This is a genomic window from Corynebacterium matruchotii (assembly GCF_011612265.2).
Classification (GTDB): domain Bacteria; phylum Actinomycetota; class Actinomycetes; order Mycobacteriales; family Mycobacteriaceae; genus Corynebacterium; species Corynebacterium matruchotii.
The window spans coordinates 1138300-1158996 of record NZ_CP050134.2 but is presented as its reverse complement, the minus strand read 5'-3'; the positions used below and the strand labels follow the sequence as shown (position 1 = coordinate 1158996).

At 58.4% G+C, this 20697-nt stretch carries 13 protein-coding genes and 7 tRNA genes; 6 read left to right on the top strand and 14 right to left on the bottom strand.

Annotated elements, in window-relative coordinates:
• Positions 1-4 precede the first annotated feature (4 nt).
• The 12 genes from pgsA to HBA49_RS05180 form a co-directional block, all read right to left on the bottom strand.
• Positions 5-658 carry a phosphatidylinositol phosphate synthase gene (gene pgsA / locus HBA49_RS05235; RefSeq protein WP_005526069.1) on the bottom strand — a complete coding sequence of 218 codons (654 nt, stop codon included), beginning with the start codon at positions 656-658 and terminating at the stop codon, positions 5-7.
• A complete protein-coding gene (locus HBA49_RS05230) occupies positions 651-1262 on the bottom strand; it encodes an ATP adenylyltransferase (protein WP_005520949.1) in 612 nt (203 codons plus the stop codon). Before HBA49_RS05230 ends, pgsA begins: the two co-directional genes overlap by 8 nt.
• 123 nt (positions 1263-1385) lie before the next feature.
• Positions 1386-3449 (bottom strand): threonine--tRNA ligase, encoded by a 2064-nt coding sequence (gene thrS, locus HBA49_RS05225; RefSeq protein WP_005526550.1) that lies wholly within the window; start codon positions 3447-3449, stop codon positions 1386-1388.
• Positions 3450-3653: 204 nt separating this feature from the next.
• Positions 3654-4988, bottom strand: coding sequence for a Dyp-type peroxidase (locus tag HBA49_RS05220; protein WP_005525645.1), 1335 nt, complete (start codon positions 4986-4988; stop codon positions 3654-3656).
• A gap of 172 nt (positions 4989-5160) precedes the next feature.
• The gene (locus HBA49_RS05215; RefSeq protein ID WP_005525917.1) at positions 5161-6129 is read right to left on the bottom strand and encodes a copper chaperone PCu(A)C; all 969 of its coding nucleotides are present in this window, start codon (positions 6127-6129) and stop codon (positions 5161-5163) included.
• 5 nt (positions 6130-6134) lie between these two features.
• Positions 6135-6716, bottom strand: a complete 582-nt coding sequence (locus HBA49_RS05210; RefSeq protein ID WP_005525935.1) for a copper resistance CopC family protein — start codon at positions 6714-6716, stop codon at positions 6135-6137.
• Positions 6717-7022: 306 nt separating this feature from the next.
• A tRNA-Gly gene (locus tag HBA49_RS05205) sits at positions 7023-7095 on the bottom strand.
• A gap of 4 nt (positions 7096-7099) precedes the next feature.
• Positions 7100-7171: transfer RNA gene (locus tag HBA49_RS05200), tRNA-Val, on the bottom strand.
• Between the two features lie 16 nt (positions 7172-7187).
• Positions 7188-7258: transfer RNA gene (locus HBA49_RS05195), tRNA-Cys, on the bottom strand.
• A gap of 48 nt (positions 7259-7306) precedes the next feature.
• Positions 7307-7379, bottom strand: a tRNA-Gly gene (locus HBA49_RS05190).
• Between the two features lie 4 nt (positions 7380-7383).
• A tRNA-Val gene (locus HBA49_RS05185) sits at positions 7384-7455 on the bottom strand.
• Between the two features lie 4 nt (positions 7456-7459).
• Positions 7460-7532, bottom strand: a tRNA-Gly gene (locus HBA49_RS05180).
• Between the two features lie 255 nt (positions 7533-7787).
• Here HBA49_RS05180 and HBA49_RS05175 point away from each other — a divergent pair.
• Positions 7788-7862: transfer RNA gene (locus tag HBA49_RS05175), tRNA-Val, on the top strand.
• Positions 7863-7880: 18 nt separating this feature from the next.
• Here the strand turns inward: HBA49_RS05175 and HBA49_RS05170 are convergent.
• The gene (locus tag HBA49_RS05170) at positions 7881-8450 is read right to left on the bottom strand and encodes a hypothetical protein (protein ID WP_050773695.1); all 570 of its coding nucleotides are present in this window, start codon (positions 8448-8450) and stop codon (positions 7881-7883) included.
• Positions 8451-8580: 130 nt separating this feature from the next.
• Between HBA49_RS05170 and HBA49_RS05165 the strand changes: the two genes are divergently transcribed.
• Complete coding sequence (locus HBA49_RS05165; protein ID WP_005526101.1) at positions 8581-9855, top strand: glycosyltransferase family 87 protein; 1275 nt, start codon at positions 8581-8583, stop codon at positions 9853-9855.
• A 29-nt stretch (positions 9856-9884) separates the two neighbouring features.
• A complete protein-coding gene (gene msrB / locus HBA49_RS05160; RefSeq protein ID WP_005526346.1) occupies positions 9885-10301 on the top strand; it encodes a peptide-methionine (R)-S-oxide reductase MsrB in 417 nt (138 codons plus the stop codon).
• Here the strand turns inward: msrB and hemQ are convergent.
• On the bottom strand, positions 10298-11002 hold the full coding sequence (gene hemQ, locus HBA49_RS05155) for a hydrogen peroxide-dependent heme synthase (protein ID WP_005520932.1): 705 nt from the start codon (positions 11000-11002) through the stop codon (positions 10298-10300). The genes msrB and hemQ overlap by 4 nt on opposite strands.
• Positions 11003-11157: 155 nt before the next feature.
• Here hemQ and HBA49_RS05150 point away from each other — a divergent pair, with 155 nt between their 5' ends.
• From HBA49_RS05150 to HBA49_RS05140, 3 genes are all read left to right on the top strand, one after another.
• Positions 11158-11859: a DUF3000 domain-containing protein gene (locus tag HBA49_RS05150; protein WP_005526216.1), complete on the top strand. Its 702-nt coding sequence runs from the start codon at positions 11158-11160 to the stop codon at positions 11857-11859.
• On the top strand, positions 11852-13069 hold the full coding sequence (locus HBA49_RS05145) for an HRDC domain-containing protein (RefSeq protein ID WP_225866100.1): 1218 nt from the start codon (positions 11852-11854) through the stop codon (positions 13067-13069). Before HBA49_RS05150 ends, HBA49_RS05145 begins: the two co-directional genes overlap by 8 nt.
• 169 nt (positions 13070-13238) lie before the next feature.
• Positions 13239-20678, top strand: coding sequence for an exonuclease domain-containing protein (locus tag HBA49_RS05140; protein ID WP_005525717.1), 7440 nt, complete (start codon positions 13239-13241; stop codon positions 20676-20678).
• Positions 20679-20697: the final 19 nt, after the last annotated feature.

The window sequence follows — 20697 nt, the reverse complement described above, 5'->3', positions numbered from 1 at the left end:
AAGCTTAGCTGTGGGGGAATTCTCGCGCCCCGGCGGGCGGTTTGCTTGGTTGTGTCGCCTCTTGGCTGTGGGCGGCCATGAGAAGCCGTTGGATCACGGTGTACACGCTGCCCACGGCGAGTACCCATAGGGCTATATCGATAGCGTAGGGCACCCCCAGGCCGGTGAGGCCGATGCCGCCCAGGGCGAGGATGAGTCGTTCGGGGCGTTCGATGAGCCCGCCGACCATGGTGAAGCCGGAGGCTTCGCCGCGGGCCTTCACGTAGGAAATCACTTGGGAGGTCACTAGGACCACGAAGCTGGCGATGATCAAGCTGGGGTGGGCGTGGTAGGTGTAGATCAGCCACCAGGTGATTGCCCCGAAGAGGGCACCGTCGGTGAGTCGGTCGCAGGTAGCGTCGAGGGTGGCGCCGAATTGGGTGCCGGCACCCCGCATGCGGGCCATGGTGCCGTCCACCATGTCGAGGGCGCTGAATATTGCGGAGAAGATGGCCGCCCACACCAGGTGGTTGAGCGGTATCAATGTCACCACAATGGCGATGGTGATGCAGGTGCCGGCCACGGTCACGGTGTTGGGGCTGAGCCCTAATCGGGTGAGGGTTCGGGCGATGGGTTCGATCACTACGGAGGCTGGTTTTCGGCCGCTGACGCTAAGCATGAGCATCTCCCGTGGTGGCTGCACCGGGGAAGGAATCGTCGGCGGCGGCCAGCTCGGCCCAGGTTCGGGCGAGGAGGTTGCGGGTGTCCCGCAGGAGTTGTGGCAGCACTTTTGTGCCGCTGATGACGGTCATGAAGTTGCTGTCGCCGTTCCACCGGGGCACGATGTGCAGGTGGAGATGTTGGGCGACGGAGCCGCCGGCGGAGCGACCCAGGTTGAATCCGACGTTGCAGGCGTCGGGCCGGGAGGCGGTTTTCAGCACCCGGATGGCGGCCTGGGCAAAGGCCATGAGTTCGGCGGATTCCGCCGGGGTGAGGTTTTCTAGGTTGGGTTCTTCCCGGTAGGGCACCACCATCATGTGGCCGGAATTGTAGGGGAAGAGATTGAGTACGCAGTACACGTAGGTGCCGCGGGCGACGATGAGTCCGTCTTCGTCGCTGAGTGTGGGGATCACGACGAAGGGGTTGGTGTGGGTGTTTCCCGAACCATTGGTGTCGCTTTTGTCCACGATGTAGTTCATGCGGTAGGGCGCCCAGAGGCGTTCTAAGCGGTCGAGATCGCCCGCTCCTCTATCGACATATTCCTCATTTGATGTGCTGCTCATGGCTGCTTCACCCCTGAATCATTTGTTTTGCGGCTCGATGCTGTTCTCAACTCTACTAAGAAGCTCCACCCCAATTGGTGATTTTGGGTGTGGAGCCATAGAGATGTGTCGCAGATTTGTTACTTATAGTTTTTCTGCCACATTGTCGTGATTGGGTTGCTCGTTGGTGCGTGACCGAACCCATTCGTCGATGAGCGAGATTGCCTGCGCCACCGGCACCCCGTTGAGCTGGGATCCGTCGAGGAACCGGAAGCTCACCGCCTGCGCTTCAACGTCGCGGGCGCCGGCTAGCAGCATGAACGGTACTTTTGCCTGCGTGTAGGTGCGGATTTTTTTCTGCATGCGATCATCTGAGGTGTCCACGCTTGCCCGCACCCCGCGTGCTTGGAGTTCGTTGATGACGGATTCCAGGTGGGGAATAAACGTGTCCGCCACCGGGATGCCCATGACCTGTTGGGGTGCTAACCAGGCGGGGAACGCCCCGGCGTAGTGTTCTAGCAGCACCCCGAAGAATCGTTCGATTGAGCCGAAGAGGGCCCGGTGGATCATGATTGGTTGTTTCTTGGTGCCGTCCGGGGCCGTGTATTCCAGGTGGAAGCGGTCCGGCAGGTTGAAGTCTAGTTGCACGGTCGACATTTGCCAGGTGCGGCCGATGGCGTCCCGGGCTTGCACGGAAATTTTCGGGCCGTAGAATGCTGCCCCGCCAGGGTCGGGCACGAGGTCGAGGCCGGATTTGTCGGCTACTCGCTGCAGGATGGCGGTTGATTTCTCCCAAATTTCGTCCGACCCAACAAATTTTTCCGGGTCTTTCGTGGACAATTCCAGGTAGAAATCATCCAAGCCGTAGTCGCGCAGCAGCGAGATCACAAAGTCCAGCACGGACGTGAGTTCTGCCTCTAGCTGGTCTTCCGTGCAGTAGATGTGGGCGTCGTCTTGGGTGAAGCCGCGGGCCCGGGTCAGGCCGTGGATGACCCCGGATTTTTCGTAGCGGTATACGGTGCCGAATTCGAAGAGTCGGAGCGGGAGTTCCCGGTAGGAACGGCCCCGGGATGCAAAAATGAGATTATGCATGGGGCAGTTCATGGGTTTGGTGTAGTAGTCCACAGCGGGTTTGGTCACGTTGCCGTCGGCGTCGACTTCCCCGTCGAGTTTCATGGGTGGAAACATGCCGTCGGCGTAGAAGTCCAGGTGCCCGGATTTTTCGAACAGTTCACCCTTGGTCAGGTGTGGGGTGTTAACGAAGGAGTAGCCTGCCGCGATGTGGCGGCGTCGGGAGTGTTCTTCCATTTCGAGGCGCACAATGCCGCCGTTCGGGTGGAATACGGGGAATCCGGAGCCGATTTCGTCGGGGAAGGAGAACAGGTCGAGTTCTTGGCCGAGCCGCCGGTGGTCGCGTTTTTCCGCTTCGGCCATCTTGTGCTGGTATTCCGCCAGGGCGTCTGGGGATTCCCAGGCGGTACCGTAGATGCGTTGCAGCCCCGCGTTGGCTTGGTCGCCCCGCCAGTATGCCGCCGATGAGCGGGTGAGGGCGAATGCGGGAATGTATTTCGTGGTGGGCACGTGCGGGCCGCGGCACAGGTCGTACCATTCCACGGCTTTGGTGCGGGGGTTAAGGTTGTAGTAGCCCGTGAGTTCCCCGGCGCCCACTTCGGTGGCCTCGTCGGATTGGGGGTCGACGGAGCCTTTGTCCGCAATGAGTTCCAGCTTGTAGGGTTCGTTTTTTAATGCTTCGGCGGCTTCGGCCTGGTCGGCGTAGACGCGACGTTCGAATTTTTGCCCCTGTTTGATGATTTTCTTCATGCGTTTTTCGATACGCTGCAAGTCTTCGGGGGTGAAGGGTTCCGCGACGTCGAAGTCGTAGTAGAACCCGTTGTCGATGGCCGGACCGATGCCCAACTTCGTGCCTGGGAATTCCTGCTGCACTGCCTGCGCGAGCACGTGGGTGCAGGAGTGGCGGATCACGGCGCGTCCTTCCGCGGTGTTGGCGGGGATGGGCAGGAATTCTGCGTCCGTCTCGGGAACGTGTGACAGGTCTTTGAGGTGGCCTTCGGTGTCTTTGACGACGACGATGGCTTCCGGCCCGGTGTTGGGCAGGTTCAGCTCACGCATTGCCACACCAACGGGGGTCCCGGCCGGGACGAGAAACGGGTGGTGCGGGTTTGCTTGGGCGTCGGTCAGCTGTGCCATGAATGTGCGCTCCTTACTGCGCTCGGGCGTTGTCGTCATACCTGGACGCAACGCAAAAACCAAAACGGGTGAAACGACAAATGCAAATGATCGCCACAATGCAGCATGCTTTGCGACGACCTATAAGCACCATCAAGCTGTTTCGGGGTTTTATCCTACCTCACGTTGGGCCTGGGGTTGTAACTACTGCGAGGAATCGTATCGCTAGGATTCCAGCAGGGATGCCCCCCAATATTGGTCTTTACCAGCACCGACTTCGCTGGTTCCGGGTGGTACAGCAAACACGGCCGAGCCGATGTGGGTGATCCAGGTGTTGAGCCGGTCGTTGTCGTTGAGCCGCTGTTGGATTGCGGTGAATTGGGTGACCGGGTTTTGTTGGAAGCAGATGAATACTAATCCCACGTTTGTGGTGTGATCGGAGCCCGGGATGTGGGATTCTAGGTAGTTGTAGGCACGGCGGCGCATTTTTTCTTTGGGGTTGTCGGTGGGTGGCGCCGCCAATGCCATGTGGCTGCGGGGGTCGATGACTGGCAGACCGAATTGGTCTTTCGCCTTGAAGTCGGCAGTGTCGAATTCTTCTTTACCGGTGAGTGGGGCGCCGGATTCGAGGTAGCGGCCCATGGCTACTTCCCGGGAGGTGCGGTCTAGTTCTTCCCACGTGTCGAGGTTCATTGCGATGCGGCGCACCACCATGCAGGTGCCGCCCCGCACCCATTGTGGGTCGGAGGAGTTCTCGTCGATCCACACGTAGTCGTCGTATTCGGCTGTTGATTGTGGGTTCACGGTGCCGTCTTTTTGCCCGAAGAGGTTTCGGGGGGTGGTTCCCGGGTCGGTGGCGCCGCGGGCGTTGAGGAATCCTTGTTGCATCCACCGGGTTTCGAGCAGTTTGCCGCCGGCGCGGGTCATGTGGCGGGTGGCAAATGCGAGCGTAAGCGGGTCGTCGCAGCAGATTTGGAGAGCCAGGTCGGCTTCGCCCCAGGTGTCTTCGAGTTTGTCTTTGGAGAACACGGGAATGGGTTTGAGCCATTCGGGGCGTTGGTCGGTTTTGCCGATGATGTCGAAGAATCGGGGGCCGAACCCGCAGGTGATGGTGAGGTTGGCGGGGATGGTGGCGAGTTCTGGTTCGAGGCTGCCGATGGGGTTGTGGCCGCGGGTGAGTTGTCGGGCGTCTTCGGTCCAGACGGTCATGAGTCGGCGCACATCATCAATGGTGGTGCCGGCGCGGAGGGTGAACGCAATGATATTGAGGTGGGCTTGGCCGGGGGTGTCGATACCTGCCTGGTGGACTCCATCGAAGGGGACGATATCGTCGGCGAGGAAAGCCTGCGTGGGGTCATCATCGTCGGCTGCTTCGGTGGTGCGGTTGATGTTTCCGCAGGCGGCAAGACCGGTGGTGCCAGCGGCAGCGGCCGCCGTGGCTGCCCCCAGGATAAAGCCACGGCGGGAAACCTGTGGTGGTAACGTACGCGGCTGGTCGGTGGTCTTGGCGGGGGTGTCGGGTTGCTGGACTGTGGGGTCAACACCGTTGTCGGGGGTCATGGGACCAAGCACCTTTCGCAAAGCTATAGAATGTCTGCGCGAATTATTGATGAATGCATTATACCCCGCCCAGGCTGCTAATGCGGCATGGGCGGGGTATGAACACGATAGCCTTCAAAACCGGCCTTCTCGTGGGAAGGCTGATTATGGACTACCAGATGAATTGTGGGGATTAGCCGCGGATACCTGCGGACTGCTCGGCACCAGCAGCACCTGCACCAGCACCGGCGCCAGCGCCGCCAGCACCCTGTTCGCCGTGCTTACCGCCGTGCTTGCTGTCGCCCTTGGCGTCACCACCCTTAGCAGCGTCGCCGCCCTTGGCGTCACCGGCTTTGGCATCGCCCTGGCCGGCGCCAGCAGCACCAGCACCGGCGGCACCGGCAGCAGCGCCTGCCTTGCTATCACCGGACTTAGTGTCACCGCTCTTGGTGTCACCGGACTTAGCGTCACCATCCTTGCCAGGAACCTTGATGCCGCCCTTGGTGGAGCCGGAAGCATCATTCTTGGTGTCACCGGACTTAGCATCGCCGGCGATACCGCTGCCCTGGCCATGGCTATTGTTGCTATCGCCGGAGTAGTCTTCGGCACCGGCAGCAACCTGACGGCCGGGGATTTCGCCTAGATCAATGGTGGTACCGTCGGAAAGCTCAGCCTTCACGCTTACCTTTTCGCCCGCCTTCACGGGGCTCTTCAGGCCCACGAGCATGAAGTGCTCGTGGCCGGGTTCCAGCTTCAAGGTGCCGTTGGCGGGAATAACGAAGCCGCCTTCCTTCTGACGCATTTGGCCGTCAACCACCTCGTGCAGTTCGAAGCTGTCAGCATCGGCACTGGAAGAGAACCCGGTAATGGTGATGTCTTTGTCGGTGGTGTTCTTTAAGGTGCCGAAGATGGCGGTCTTATCGGAGCCTTCGTCGGCTGCGCGAACGTAAGCGCTAGTGAAGGCAATGGGGGTGTCGCTGTTGCTGCTGGTTTCGCTAGTGCTTGCGGCTGCGGCAGCGGCGGAAGCAGAAGCCGATGCGGAAGCCTTGGCGGACCGGGTGGTCTTGGTGGCTGCCCGCTCAGAGTTAGCGCAGCCGCTCAAGGCCAGCGCAGAAACGGCGAGAATACAAATTCCGGTTCCAATACGACGACGCAAGTTCATAACAGTTAATCACTTTCTTGAGATTTTTTACCCATGCGATTGCGGGCAAGGATCATGACGATCATGGCAAGGACAAGGAGAATCCCCACCCCACCGGCTACTTTGCCCCAAGGCCCAGCCATAAGCTCTGCGGTGGGATCGGTGGGGGCATCAGTTGCGGGGGTGGTATCAGACGTCGCGGAGCTAGCAACACGCTCCCCGGCGATGGTGAAGGTGGTTTTTCCCCGAGTGGAATGTCCATCAGAGGAGGTAATTTGAAAACCTATGGTGTACTCGTCTGGGGTAAGCGTAGTGTTTTCGGGAATAGCAAGTGTCACGTTTCGGCCGTCGACAGTGGGCTCACCGGTTACTAGCACATCACCTTTGCTATTGCTTATGGCCATGGTGTTGAACCCCTGTTTGGGCTCACCGGAAAACTCTAGAGTGACGGTTGTCGGCGCGCTGGCTAGCACTTCGCCATCAGCGGGCGACCCCCCAACTACCGCATCATGGGCATGCGCAACCGTGGTGGTAATAGCACAAAAGCATCCTAGCAAAACTGCTGCTAGTCGACGTTTTATGTTTGTCGACGCGACACTTGTGCCCATCCCTTTGGTTTGTCCTTTCCACTCATCAATGCGAAGTACAGTATTCAACCAACTTCGCGCATCTAAGCTTAACGTGAATCCCTGACACAATAGTCGTTACCGGGAAGAAAAAGGGAGATCTTCATGGCAAAAACCCCACAAAAACCCGGTATTTATGCAGGTAAAACCGCATTATAACAATTACACCACAAAGTGTTTGAGAACAGTCACAATTTCCCATAATGTGGTGAATCTGTGCTAGTAGTCAAACATCTACCTATCAAAAAATGCCAGCATCATTCAATGAAGAATAACACTGGCATATAGAGCGGATGACGAGACTCGAACTCGCGACCCTCACCTTGGCAAGGTGATGCGCTACCAACTGCGCTACATCCGCACAGTGCGCGATACTGGGATTGAACCAGTGACCTCTTCCGTGTCAGGGAAGCGCTCTCCCGCTGAGCTAAACGCGCAATATTTTTTTACTAGAGGTGGAAACGGGAATTGAACCCGTGTACACGGTTTTGCAGACCGTTGCCTCACCACTCGGCCATTCCACCTTAAAACGGGAAACCCGCTTACATTTAAGGTACCAAATGTAATACCAGAGCGGATGACGAGACTCGAACTCGCGACCCTCACCTTGGCAAGGTGATGCGCTACCAACTGCGCTACATCCGCACAGTGCGCGATACTGGGATTGAACCAGTGACCTCTTCCGTGTCAGGGAAGCGCTCTCCCGCTGAGCTAAACGCGCCGAGAGCGGATGACGAGACTCGAACTCGCGACCCTCACCTTGGCAAGGTGATGCGCTACCAACTGCGCTACATCCGCACACGCCACTTTCGTGGTGCGAGAAAAAACATTAGCCGCTCCCACCCCACAAACACAAATCTGCATGTAAGCAACCGAATCACCTACAGCTGCCCCACTGTCTTCCCAGCAACTGCCCACCACCTGCAACCCGGCGCGCCGCCTCACCAATCAACCCAAGGTAAAAGTGCTGTTCTACCACCCCATTAGGTGACTGGCGATAACTCATGCTAGGTTAGTTGCGGTGACAAGCACTGCATGTTTGTTCCGTATTTTGGTCCTATGGCTCAGTGGAAGAGCGTTCCGTTCACACCGGAAAGGTCGCTGGTTCGATCCCAGCTAGGACCACCACCCACCCCGATCGATACCCTAACCGGTCGGGGTTTTGAGTTGTTGGCGGCGCCTTGCCCGAAGCCGCAGGACTATCCAGCCCGCAGCTAACCCCAGCACCAGCAGCAGCGATAGGTACACGAGGATGAATTTCGTCATTGTTGCTATTGTGGCGCTGGTGACCAGCAGCTGGCTCGCGGGGGTGGGGAATTGGAGGATCATGCGGGCAAAGGATATGTTTTCCCACCAATCGCAGGCGGCCGCCACCATGGGGAGCAGTATCACCCAGCGAACACGTTTCCATTCCCATCGTTCCGGCGCGATCCGCCGGAGGAAAAACGCCATAGTGCAGGCATAAAACACCGCATATATGACCGCGTAGCAGGCGTCGATAAGCAAATAGACGTGCAGGTAGGCATCTCTGCCGGAACCGCCCAGCGCAAAGAGGGTGTTGTGGATGTAGGTGGCTTCGTTGCCGAAATTAAGGTCGAGAATTTCTGCGCCGCCGGACACCAGCGACACATAACTGGCGGCAAGCCGCATCGCAGTCATGCCGAGAAGGAAAAGCACCAATAATCCCCCGATATGCCGGGGCCGCATCGTCCGCATACTTAAGGATTTTACCCCCAAAATTTTTGGGTTTATTGGGTGATTTGTCACCCATGGCCGTCACCTGTTTCCGGCCTGCGCTACGGTATAACTAATTAAATTCTCCCAATAGAATGTGAGATATACACCCATGGCCTCACGATTCCCCCGCCTCGCCGCTGTTCAATCCGCCTGGGCAGCCTGGGCCGAGCCCACCCAAAAACCCGCCCAGCCTGCCTCCTCCCCCAGTGAATGGCCGGTCGCATCACATGTGCCACCATCTCGGCATGATGCTATATTTCGGCTTATTTTATGGCCCATTGCGGCGCTCATCGTTGCACATCGGGTGTGCGTGCTGGCCGCGAATGGCCACATCACCGACGACTACACCACGGTGTTTTTGGCGCTGCGGCGGTTTTGGGACGGCATCCCGGTGTATAGCGAAAATTATTCGTTCGTGGACCCGCACTATCTCTATAACCCGGGCGCGACCATGATTTTGTCCCCCCTGGCGTTGGTGGAGCATGTGGCGGTGGCCCGGATGGTGTTTATTTGCGGCAATGCTGCGGCGATCATTGCGGCGATGGCGATTTTAATGCGCATGTTTGGGTTTCGGCTGCGCGGCTGGGGGTTTCCGCTGGTTGTTGCGGTGGCGTTCGTGACGGAGGCGGTGCAGAACACGCTGATTTTCGCCAATATTAATGGGGTTTTATTATTGGCGTTGGTGGGGTTTTTGTGGGCGCTGCTGGGGGGCCGCCAGTGGTGGGCGGGGGTGATTCTTGGGTTGGCGATCGTGATTAAGCCGGTGTTTTTGCCACTGCTGGTTTTGCCGTTGGTGAAGTTTCAGTGGCGGACAATGCTGGCGGGTGTGGGGTTGCCGGCCGCTCTTAATGCGGTGGCGTGGTTGGTGGTGCCGGGTGCCGGCGAGTACGTGTCCCGAACAATGCCGTATCTCAAGCAGGTGCGGGATTATGCGAATAGTTCGCTGCCCGGGTTGGTGACGTATTTTGGGCTGCCGGGCTGGGTGGGGACGGTGTTGTTCCTGGTGTTGGCCGCGGTGGTTGTTGCGGGCGTGTGGTTTTTGCTGCGGTTGCGGCACAGCGACCCGTTGCTGTGGGCGTGCGCAACGTCGGGGCTGTTACTGTCTGGGGCGTTTCTGTTGTCATCGCTGGGGCAAATGTATTACTCGATGATGCTGTTTCCGCTGGTGGCGACGGTGGTGCTGCGGCGATCCCCGATGCATTCGGCCGCGGGTGCGATAGGCATGGTGCTATGTTTATCGCCGTTGGAGTGGGAGTTCGCCCGATGGCCGGTGTATGGCCAGTGGTTGGACACGTTTTTACCCACCGTGGGCTGGTTGTGCGTGGTGGTGGCCACAGCCATGTTTGGATTTCAGGCTTTTCGACGCCCGCCCGGCGGGGAATAATCCGCCCCGAATGGTTGTTACCGCTTGATATGACGGATTTTCAACTTTTCACCGATGCACAGTGGCGGGAACGCCTCAGTTCCGAGGAGTATCGGGTGTTACGGCAGGCGGGTACGGAAGCGCCGCATGTGGGGGAATATGTGGACACGAAAACGCAGGGGGTGTATTCATGTCGGGCGTGCGGGACGGAATTATTCCGGTCGACAGAGAAGTTTGACTCCCACTGTGGTTGGCCGTCATTTTTCTCGCCGCTGGCCGGCGACCGGGTGATTGAGCGGGAGGATCGGTCGCATGGGATGGTGCGCACCGAGGTGGTGTGCGCGAACTGCGGATCACATTTAGGGCATGTGTTTGCCGGTGAGGGCTATGACACCCCCACCGACTTGCGGTATTGCATTAATTCGATCAGCCTGCGGCTGGTGCCGCAGCAGGTAACCGAGGATTAGGGCAGGACCTTGATGAGGTCGGCAACGTCGGTGACCCGGTGGCCGGTAAAGAAGGGGATTTCCTTACGCACGTGCAACCGCGCATCAGTGTAGCGCATTTGGTGCATAAGGTCGACGATGCGTTGGAGTTCCTTGGCTTCGAAGGCGAGCATCCATTCGTAGTCGCCCAACGCGAAGGCCTCGACGGTGTTGGCCCGGACGTCGGGGAAGGGGCGGGCGGTACGGCCGTGTTCGGCGAGGATGCGACGGCGTTCGGCCGGGTCCATGACGTACCAGTCGTAGGACCGGACGAAGGGGTAGACGGCAATCCAGTCGCCGGGTTCTTCACCCATGATGAAGCTGGGAAGGTGACTCTTATTGAATTCGCTGGGCCGGTGAAGGCCGTTGCCAAGCCAGAACACTTCGGAGGATTGGCCGAGGATAAGGTCGCGGCGGAAACGGTTGTAGGCGTCTTTGATGTCGGAAAATTCTTCGGCATGCCACCAGAACATGAAGTCGGCTTCGGCGCGGCCACCGGTAATATCGTAGATGCCGCGGACGGTAACGTTGCCTTCGGCTTCGAGTGCGGCGAAGAATTCTTGGGCTTGGGTAATGGCTTGAGCCCGGTCGGTGCCGAGCGCGCCGGGGATGGCTTTGAAGGTGGCCCACTGGCAGTAGCACTGAACGTTGTTGAGTTTTTCGTAGTCGATTTTGTTGACCATGTGGGGGTGGGTTCCTTCCCATAATCTTTGGTTTATGTTTTGCTTCCACCGTTTGGTGGGGCATCCGTTGCGAGTTTACCCCTTGTGTGTGGTTGACAAATAGCAAGTTTGGTAACTAACCGATAACAAGCAGGTAACAGGCCTATAACAGTTCCATGGTCGGGGTTCGCCTGGGCCTGCTGCAACGGCGTGGCGCTGTGCTTTTGGCGAAATCTTTCGCTAATTTGGCGGGTGTGACTAACACCCCTACATCTCCCAAGAAATCTCCGGTTACGGACACCGATACCCCAGTGGATTTTTCCCGCGCAATGGCGTCTATGCATGAAGCTGTGTTACGACCAGAGATTACGTTAGGAATTATTCGACCACCGCAACGGTTAGCGCCGTTTAGCCATGCCATTGGTTTGGAGGTTACCCGACCGGAAAGCATCAAGCCGATGAGTACCGACGCCGAAGGTGACGCCTTCGGTCGACTTATTTTATTGCACGATCCGGGTGCGGATGATGTGTGGGAAGGCCCATTACGGTTAGTAGCTTATATTCAGGCGGATATGGATCATTCACTGGCTGGAGATCCGTTATTGCCGGAGGTTGCCTGGGATTGGTTGACCGAAGGTTTGAGCGAAGGCGGCGCCGAGTATTCGAATCTGGGGGGTACGGTGACGTCTACTGCGTCGGTTAGGTTCGGGGAGATTACCGGCCCACCAAGCGCTTATCAGATTAAGATGCGGGCCTCGTGGACGGCGGCATCGGTAGAGTTGGCACCCCACGTGGTGGCGTTTTCGAAAGTACTTGCGCATGTGGCTGGGTTACCGCCGGAGGGCGTGACCGCGCTGAATAATGGCGTTAATGTCTGAATTCGTGACCGCACCGCCGGAGGGCACACCACAGCTTATTGCCGGCGCCGCGGCGATCAGGCAGGCTGCCGACCGGTTGGCGCAGGGCACGGGTTGGTGCGCAGTTGACACCGAGCGGGTATCCGGGTTTCGGTATCACAACCGGGTGTGTTTGCTTCAGATTCGGCGGGCCGGTGCGGGCACGATGCTCATAGATGTGGAATCCGACCCCCAGGCCACCACGGATTTCATGGGTAGAGTTTTGACCGACACCGGCTGGGTGGTGCATGCCGCGACGTCGGATTTGCCATACCTGGAACAGTTACGGCTGCGACCAGCGCAGCTTTTCGACACCGAGTTAGCCGGCCGGTTTTTAGGGTTTCACCGGGTGAATTTGGCGGCAATGGTGGAGCATTACCTTGGGGTGCGGTTGCGGAAGAATCACGGCGGGGAGGATTGGTCCCGGCGGCCGATACCGTCCGAGTGGTTAGACTATGCGGCATTAGATGTGGAATATTTATTGCCGCTTGCCGACGCCATGCGCAGCGAGCTCACACAACAATCTCCGAAAGACGAATGGGTGGCGGAGGAATGCGACTATTTAACCCGGGTCTATAGGGGCTACTCCCCCACCCCGAAATCCTGGGAGGACCTCAAGGGGGTACGCAGATTACGAACCAGCAAGCAGCTTCAGGTGGCGCGCTGGTTATGGCAGGTGCGGGAAAAGTTGGCCCAGGCCTCGGACACGGCGGTTTCGCGGCTGCTGCCGGACAAAACATTGGTGGCGTTAGCCACGGAGTTGCCGACAACCGTGCCGAAGGTCATGAAAACCACGGGCTACCCGCCGAGACTGCGTCGCAAAGCTCGCTATTGGGCAAACCAGGTGGATAAAGCGTTGCGCACCTCGCGGGAGCGGTGGCCGGAGCCGTTTCCGATACCAACCTACCGCGACAAGCCACCATCTCGATACACGTGGTCACGGTATTACCCGGAGTCGTTCCCGACGTTAACGATGGTGCGGGAAGAGTTGGCGCACGTTGCTGCCCAGGTGGGTATTCCGGTGGAAAATATGATCCAGTCATCCGATACGAACGAAATCGTGTGGCGCAGCCAGGAACTCAAAGAGGTGACGGACGCCACGGAATTGCTGGAATTATTGCGAAGGTTACAGGTTCGGCCGTGGCAGCAAAAATTATGCCTGCCGATTTTTACTTCTATCCTATTGCCGTAGTCCCGCTACCTCATAATGAGGGGTTCTGAAGCTCGCCCGGCTTCATACTTTTTGCCTGCTTAACCTGAGGCAGAAATTCAGCTACCGCTGGGCGACTCTTTTAAAGCTCCTATCTTCCTTTAAGATAATGCTGAATGTTTATCTTCGGTTTAGCTTGGAGCTTACTCACATGCATCATGAATCACTGTATGAACACGTATCCTTTGATTTCCCGGGTTTTGTTATTCAGGTGTATTACCTCCATGCCACGAATTTTGCGTTAGCACATAATAAGATTCCCCTGGTCCATTATGTGGAGGTTACTATCGACGCCTCCACGCCGGCGCTCCTGGCCGTCCTCAAAGATAAAAATACCATTAACATTTCTGCTAAATATAACGGGCATGACCTCTTCACCCCGCTGACCGCACCCATACCGCGGCTAGAGAAACTCACGTCAAAAACCCTCGTCAATGACGTTTCCGCGCAGACCCGCATCAACCCCACGCTACTGCAATACCACGACGAATCCACCTTCGGCGATCTCACCATCAGCGTGACGGTGGGCGGACAAACCCGCACAAAAACCGCCAAACTGCGGATTTTAGCGCCAAACGAATGGTTTAATGCCCCCGCCTACTACCAATCCTTAGCAGCTTTTGTGCAGCCCAATTCTGAGGTTATCGAACCCCTCAAACGAGACACAGCAGAGATTCTAGGTGCGGCAACAGGCTCTACCGCCCTCAATGGCTACCAGGCCGGCAGCGAACGTGCCCTAGAGATCGCCGCCGCGGCATTTCAGGCCCTCCAAGACCGGAACTTAATATATTCTGAGCCACCCGCATCATTCGAACATACCGGCCAACGAGTTCGAACCAGCACCCAGGTGCTTCACAACCGCAATGGCACCTGCATTGACCTGGCAATAACGTACGCAGCCCTACTGGAACAGGTTGGCCTGCATCCGGTGATCGTTATCATCCATGGGCATGCCCTAGCAGGGCTATTAGCCAGCAAGAAGCCCCTCGCACACCCCGTCATCTATAACTCGGTAACCATTCGAAACTATATTCAATCGGGCGAATTGGTTCCCATTGAAACGGTGTTAATGACCACCCCGAACGCAACCTTCCACGATGCGGTTATGGAGGCCAAAAATACCCTCCAACAGCACCCCGGTTTGGGGCTAGTCAGTGTGCACGATGCCCGACTGGATGGGATGCGTCCCCTGCCGAACCCCACCGCCGGCACCGGTGAATTCCCGGCATACCCGGCCACCGGCACCATGCGGAAAGTGCCATCATCATTATCAGACGAGTTCGCCCTCCCCACCGACCTACAATCGGACAACATGAATGTGAGTGCCATCCGCATTGCCGGCGGCATGACAAGCACTCTTCCTCGTACTCTCGCCAACATGGAATCGCATAATCCACCAACCGGCAGCATTCCCGCCGGACCCGGGCGTCGACAAGCACGACCGCAAAACGTACCGGCCCGGATCGCCGCCTGGCAGCGGGAACTGCTCGACCTGTCGCTCCGTAACCGGCTGCTCAACATGCGCGCCAGCCGGGAAGTTTTGCCGCTACAGCTCCGGCCCGGCATGCTGTCGGAACTCGATGACATCATTCACCAGGGCCAGCCGCTCACCGTGTTTGCCCACAATGACGTGACCGAAAATCGCCGCCTCCAGGGCATTCAATCCGTCAAGGAATTATCCGCCGACTACCTGCTCACCGCGCTCACCGACATGTCCCGGGTGTATGCGGACATTACCCAGCAGCAATACAAGAGCTACTTCAATAATCTGCGGCGCACCGTGCGCACCCTCAAGGAGGAAACCGGGTCGGCAAACCTTTACCTCACCCTCGGCGGGCTGGTGTATGAGCGCAACGACCGCGTGGTGGAGGCCCCTCTCTTCCTCATCCCCATCACCCTACTGGCCACGCGCGGCAACGATCATGTGCACATCAAAGTGGACTCCACCCACGAGGCCAGCCCCAATTACTGCCTGGTGGAATGGTTAAAACAGGCCCACAACCTGGACATTCCGGCGCTCTCTACGCCACGATTCGACGAATCCGGGCTGGACATCAGCTACACCGTTGCGGAGATTTCCCGGCAGCTTCTGGCCGCCAACCTGCCGTTCACGGTCACCGAAACCGCAAACATTATTATCGCTAAATTCTCCACCTATGGCATGTGGAAAGATATCCACTCGCACTGGGCGGAATTCCTCTCCTCCCCCATCTTCCGCCACATTGCCCTGCAATCCGGGGAAAGCTTCATCGAACCCGCGCCCTTGGACAACTCCGACATTCGAGACATCGACGTTTCCGAGGAAACCCTGGCGCTGCCCATCCCCGCCGACGGGGCACAGCTGAAAGCCATCGTGGCCGCCGGCCAGGGCCGCAGCTTTGTGTTGGAAGGCCCACCCGGCACCGGCAAGTCTCAAACCATTACCAACATGATCGCCCACTGCCTCGACCTGGGCAAAACCGTGTTGTTCGTGGCGGAGAAACAAGCGGCCCTCGACGTGGTAAAAACCCGGCTCAATTCGGTGGGCCTCGGCCCCTTCGTGCTCGACCTGCATGGTGAGGACCAAAACCCCACCAGCATCCGCCACCAGCTCAAATCCACCATCGACGCCGAAATCGAATACGACCTGCAAAGCTTCGCTGCGCTCCAGGCCAACCTCAAGGCCCGGCTGCAACCATTCCTGGAATACCCCGAGGCAATCCACGCGAAAAACGCCCTGGACCATTCCCTCTGGTCCGCCACCAGCCTGCTCAGCAACCTCAACGACGTGATCGCCGCACCAGTGCCGGTTTCGTTCGTGAAAAACCCCACCGACAGCCTCGAATACATCGAAGACGTGGTCTATAACGCCGCCGCCTACGCCCAAGGTTTGGATGCTAAACACGTAGCGCTCTGGCAGCTGCTTGGCCCCTCCGCCAGCCTCACCACCGACGAAGCCTTCACCGACGCTTGGGAGCAGGTTACCGAGGCCTACACCATTCTGCGTAAGCACCGCGACATCATCTCCTCGGTCATTGACCTGCCAATTCTAGAAGTCGAAGAGGCCGTCACCGCCATCGGATCCATCCCCAAGCGCGACCATATTCCGCCCACGCTGCGGGAATCCGCCGCCAAGGCCGAACCGCACATTGCGGCGGTAGAAATGGAGGCCCAACAGCTCCTCAACCAGGCCGAAGGCCTCCTGGAAATCTTCTCCCCTGCTTTCTTAAGCAACGGCGATATTGATGCGCTGCTGGCGGAAGCGAACGCCGTCAACAAGGGATTTTTGGGTCGGAAGAAGCGACTGGCAGGGTTCGCCGCCGCCGTGAAAGCTGCCTCCCCCGACCCGCATAACGCAGTCATCGACGTCACCGGCGAGCACGCCCCAGAACAGCTCATCCCGGTGCTACGCAGCATCCCCCTGCTCCGCACCAGCGCCGAAGAGCTCAAAGCAAAACTCAAAGAATCCGAATGGACTGACGGGCTTTCCACGCTCAGCCCGTTCATGCCGGAGCTGGTCAACCAGCTCAACATGCGCAAGCAGCAGATCCAATTCCAATTGGCTGCGGCGCAACGCTGGCCCGAGCTTATCGACGCCGACGAGGCCGAGCTCAAAGAACTCCCCCACTACATTTCGGTCATCGGCGACGCCTGGACCGCCTGGCTGGACTGCCTCGGCACCACCCCCGAGCAGGAAAAATCCTTCATGTACCTCTACAACAGCAATCACTTAGACGTGCTGTTGCTGGAATACCCCCGGTGGCAGGCCTCCCTCAAAGCCGGTGGGTTCACCGCGCTACGCACCATCGCCCGATTCAACGCCTACGCGCAGGTGCTCAAGGACGCGGGCTTCGACGACCTGGTGGAGCAGCTGCTTCGCCACAAGATCGGTCTCAGTGACGTCAACACCGCCCTGCTGCGGGGCGTTGCCGAGGCCAGCATCAAGGAACGCATCGAAACGTTCCAACTCGATGGTTTCCGACCGGACATTAAGGCCGACCAGCTCACCAAACTCCAGTCAGCCATGCAGCGCATTCACGACGAGGCCCGCCTCGCGCTGCCGGCCCGGCTGCTACAACGCCGCCCCTACAAGCCGGGGCGGATCACCGGCAGTGTGGCCAAGCTCCGCCGCTTGCTGGACGCCAAGCGCAGCGCCCGCTCCTTCCGGTCCTTGCTGGAGGAGTTCCCGCGCGAAATCACCACGGTGGCGCCCTGCTTCATGGTCAACCCGGCCTCCCTGGCCACCTTTGTGGCCCCCGGGTCGGTGCATTTCGACGTGGTGATCTTCGACGAGGCATCCCAGGTCACGGTGGATCAGGCCATGGGGGCCCTGGGCCGCGGCACCAGCGCCGTCATCGTGGGCGACAGCAAACAAATGCCCCCCACCCGTATCGGCAAAACCATCCTGGACTCCCCCAACGACAATGAACTTGTTGGGGACGACGACATGGCGGACGTGGAAGACCTGGAATCAATCCTCACGGAGGCTGTCGAATCCGGCCTGCCACAACTGTGGTTGACCTGGCATTACCGTTCCCAGGACGAGTCGTTGATCGCGTTTTCCAACGAACGCTACTACGAGGGGAAACTCGCCAGCCTCCCCTCCCCCGGCGGCCATGTTGCCGCCGGCGTGAGCCTGAAACGAGTCGACGGCCAATTCAACCGGCAGCCGGGACGCCTGCACCGCACCAACGAGGTGGAGGCGCACGCCATCGTCGCCGAAATCAGCGAACGCCTCAATAACCCCATCACGGCGCAGGAATCCCTGGGCGTGGTCACCTTCAACACCCAGCAGCGCAACCTCATCCTGGACCTATTGGAGGCCAGCGATGATCCGCTCATCCACCAAAAACTCCACCAGGAAACCGACGCGCTCTTCGTGAAAAACCTGGAAAATGTGCAGGGCGACGAGCGGGACACGATCCTGTTCTCCGTGGCGTTTTCGAAACAGCCTTCGGGCGGTCCGCTGCCACTCAACTTCGGGCCGATCACCCGAACCGGTGGCGAGAAACGCCTGAATGTGGCGATCACCCGGGCCCGCCGATCAGTGGTGATGTTCGCCAGCTTCGACGCCGTAGACATTGATCTTTCCCGGACAAAGTCGCAGGGTATGGCGGATTTGCGCGGCTATATGCTTGCCGCCACCGCCGTCGATAGTCTCACCACCACCCTCACCACGGCCGGGGCACCAGCCAGTGATGACACCCATGGGGAACAGTTAGCACTGCCGCAGGTCACCCAGAAAACCATCAATCAAAACCATGTTCGAGACGATGTGGCGCAGCGGCTGCGGGATCGCGGCTGGGTGGTCGAAACCGACTATGGCATGTCTAGCTTCACCTTGGACCTGGTGATCCGCCCGCAGGACGATGACCGGTGGCACGTGGGGGTGCTCCTGGATGGGCCGAAGTGGTATCACCTGCCCACGGTGAGCGACCGGGATCTGGTGCCGGAATTATTGAAACCGATCATGCAGTGGGCTTCGGTGACCCGGGTGTGGCTCCCGGAGTGGGCAATCAACCCGGATGGGGTGGTTGACAAGCTGGAAAACGAGCTGGCAGCAGCACAGAAAGAACTCGCAGCCCGCGACGCTCGATTCCAGCACCAGCTGGAGGAGATTAAGAACCGGCTGGACCAGCAACGGGAAGCCGCAACGGAACAGCTCAACGAGGAAGCCAAGCCCGAGTTGGCGGTGGAGCCGCTGGAGTTGGAAGCCCCCACCACCCCGCCAGCGACCGCAGCTGGGGCGACTGCCCAGGCCGGGAACAAGGGAATTTCCAAGATCACGGGCTATTCACCGGTGAAGCTACCCAAGCTGGGCGAACGAGACGAATTGGAGAAACGATTAAGCTCCGCCCGGCGCGCCGAATTAGGCAGCATCATCGAGGATGCGGTGAATGCGGCGGGCCCCATTAGCCTTAATGATCTCCGGGTTCTTATCATTAAGGGCTTTAATCGGTCGCGTGGGTCAAAGCATATTAATGGCCGGATTTTGGGTCTTATTCCCAAGGATCTGCGCCATAAGGAGGGCCGGAGTAATACCGAGTTTGTGTGGCCCCGGGGAGTGGTACCGCACGAATGGCGGGGGGTGCGTGCTTCGCAGGGGAAACGCACAGCGAACCAGATTTCCCTGTGGGAGGTGCGGAACGCCATGGCTCAGTTGGATTTCATCGAGGAAATTCCTGCCGATCCCTCGGAACCCGAACTGGATAGGGTGATTCGGGCCACAATGACGGTGTTTGGTTTGAAGCAAAAGAGCAGTTCGGTCACTGCGCACTTTACGGAGGCGCTTAAACTGCTGAAGACGCAGAATAAGCCGCAACCGATCAGTGTGTCTTCTACTACGCCGACACAGCTGCCGGTTGCCTTGGACGTGCGAAACAGTAAGGTGGGCCAGATTACTTCGCAGTATCATCCGGGTACGTATGCGGTGGTGGATGTGGAGACCACCGGGTTTTCCACCGCGGATCGGATTGTTGAATTGGCGATCGTGGTGTTGGATGACGATGGCGAGAATCTTTACGAGTGGTCGACACTGATTAATCCGATGCGGGATATTTCCAATGGGGCAATACATGGGATTACCGCGAAGGATGTTGCGGTGGCGCCGACGTTTGACCAGGTTGCCGATGACGTGGCGGCGTTATTGGAGGGGAAGATTTTTGTGGCCCATAATGCGATTTTTGATGTCCGGATGTTGAAGTCGGAGTTTGATCGGGTCGGGTTGAAGATGGCCGGGTTAGCGGATGGGCATATTGATACGTTGCGGTTGGCGCAGAATTCGTTGCCGATATCTTCGCGGTCGTTGGACTCGTGTTTGGCGTTCATGGGTATTACGAATGAGCAGGCGCATAGTGCGTTGTCGGATGCTCGGGCCACGGGTCGGTTGTTGACCCGGTTCTTGTTGGATGAATTGCCGAATTCCGCCCAGTCGGTGTCTGTCACGGGTGATGCTATGCAGCCGTCTCGGGAGGTGTATCCGTTGGGTACGGAGACGATGGAGCGCGGGAATTCGTATATGAATGATGACTGGTTGAGTGCCGCTATTGATGAGATGCCGTCGTCCGGGAATGTGGATACTGATAGTTATTTGGAGTTACTGGATTTCGCCATGCTGGATTTTGAGTTGTCGGTGCATGAGCGGCGGGAGTTGACGGCGCATGCCCGGAATTTGGGTATGAGTCAGGCTGATGCCGATCGGGTGCACATGCAGTATATTCGCCAGTTGGTGCGGGTGGTGATGAGTGATGGTGTGGTGACGCAGCAGGAGCGTGATGGGTTGTGGCTGGCTGCGGACACGTTGGGGATTTCCCGCGAAGTGGTGGAGGAAATTTTGAACACTGGTTCGACTGGTGATGATGCCACCCAGGTGTCGACGTTGACGTTGCAGCCGGGTGATCGGGTGGCGTTTACGGGCACACGTGCTGGTGAGGATGCTGCGGTGGCGGCCGGGTTGATTGTTGGTGGGGTGACGAAGGCCACGGTGGTGTTGGTGGCGGCTGATCCCGATTCGATGAGTGGTAAGGCGAAGAAGGCTCGGCAGTATCATATTCCGATCATTACGGAGCACCGCTTCAACCAGCTTGTAGCCGATTTGATGCGAATAGAGTAGGTGAGTTTGGTAGGTTGGT

What these genes read in the sequence shown, in the direction of transcription:
- pgsA (WP_005526069.1), bottom strand. Translation starts at nt 658, where the DNA reads ATGCTTAGCGTCAGCGGCCGAAAACCAGCCTCCGTAGTGATCGAACCC.
- HBA49_RS05230 (WP_005520949.1), bottom strand. Translation starts at nt 1,262, where the DNA reads ATGAGCAGCACATCAAATGAGGAATATGTCGATAGAGGAGCGGGCGAT.
- thrS (WP_005526550.1), bottom strand. Translation starts at nt 3,449, where the DNA reads ATGGCACAGCTGACCGACGCCCAAGCAAACCCGCACCACCCGTTTCTC.
- HBA49_RS05220 (WP_005525645.1), bottom strand. Translation starts at nt 4,988, where the DNA reads ATGACCCCCGACAACGGTGTTGACCCCACAGTCCAGCAACCCGACACC.
- HBA49_RS05215 (WP_005525917.1), bottom strand. Translation starts at nt 6,129, where the DNA reads ATGAACTTGCGTCGTCGTATTGGAACCGGAATTTGTATTCTCGCCGTT.
- HBA49_RS05210 (WP_005525935.1), bottom strand. Translation starts at nt 6,716, where the DNA reads ATGGGCACAAGTGTCGCGTCGACAAACATAAAACGTCGACTAGCAGCA.
- HBA49_RS05170 (WP_050773695.1), bottom strand. Translation starts at nt 8,450, where the DNA reads ATGCGGACGATGCGGCCCCGGCATATCGGGGGATTATTGGTGCTTTTC.
- HBA49_RS05165 (WP_005526101.1), top strand. Translation starts at nt 8,581, where the DNA reads ATGGCCTCACGATTCCCCCGCCTCGCCGCTGTTCAATCCGCCTGGGCA.
- msrB (WP_005526346.1), top strand. Translation starts at nt 9,885, where the DNA reads ATGACGGATTTTCAACTTTTCACCGATGCACAGTGGCGGGAACGCCTC.
- hemQ (WP_005520932.1), bottom strand. Translation starts at nt 11,002, where the DNA reads ATGGTCAACAAAATCGACTACGAAAAACTCAACAACGTTCAGTGCTAC.
- HBA49_RS05150 (WP_005526216.1), top strand. Translation starts at nt 11,158, where the DNA reads ATGGTCGGGGTTCGCCTGGGCCTGCTGCAACGGCGTGGCGCTGTGCTT.
- HBA49_RS05145 (WP_225866100.1), top strand. Translation starts at nt 11,852, where the DNA reads ATGTCTGAATTCGTGACCGCACCGCCGGAGGGCACACCACAGCTTATT.
- HBA49_RS05140 (WP_005525717.1), top strand. Translation starts at nt 13,239, where the DNA reads ATGCATCATGAATCACTGTATGAACACGTATCCTTTGATTTCCCGGGT.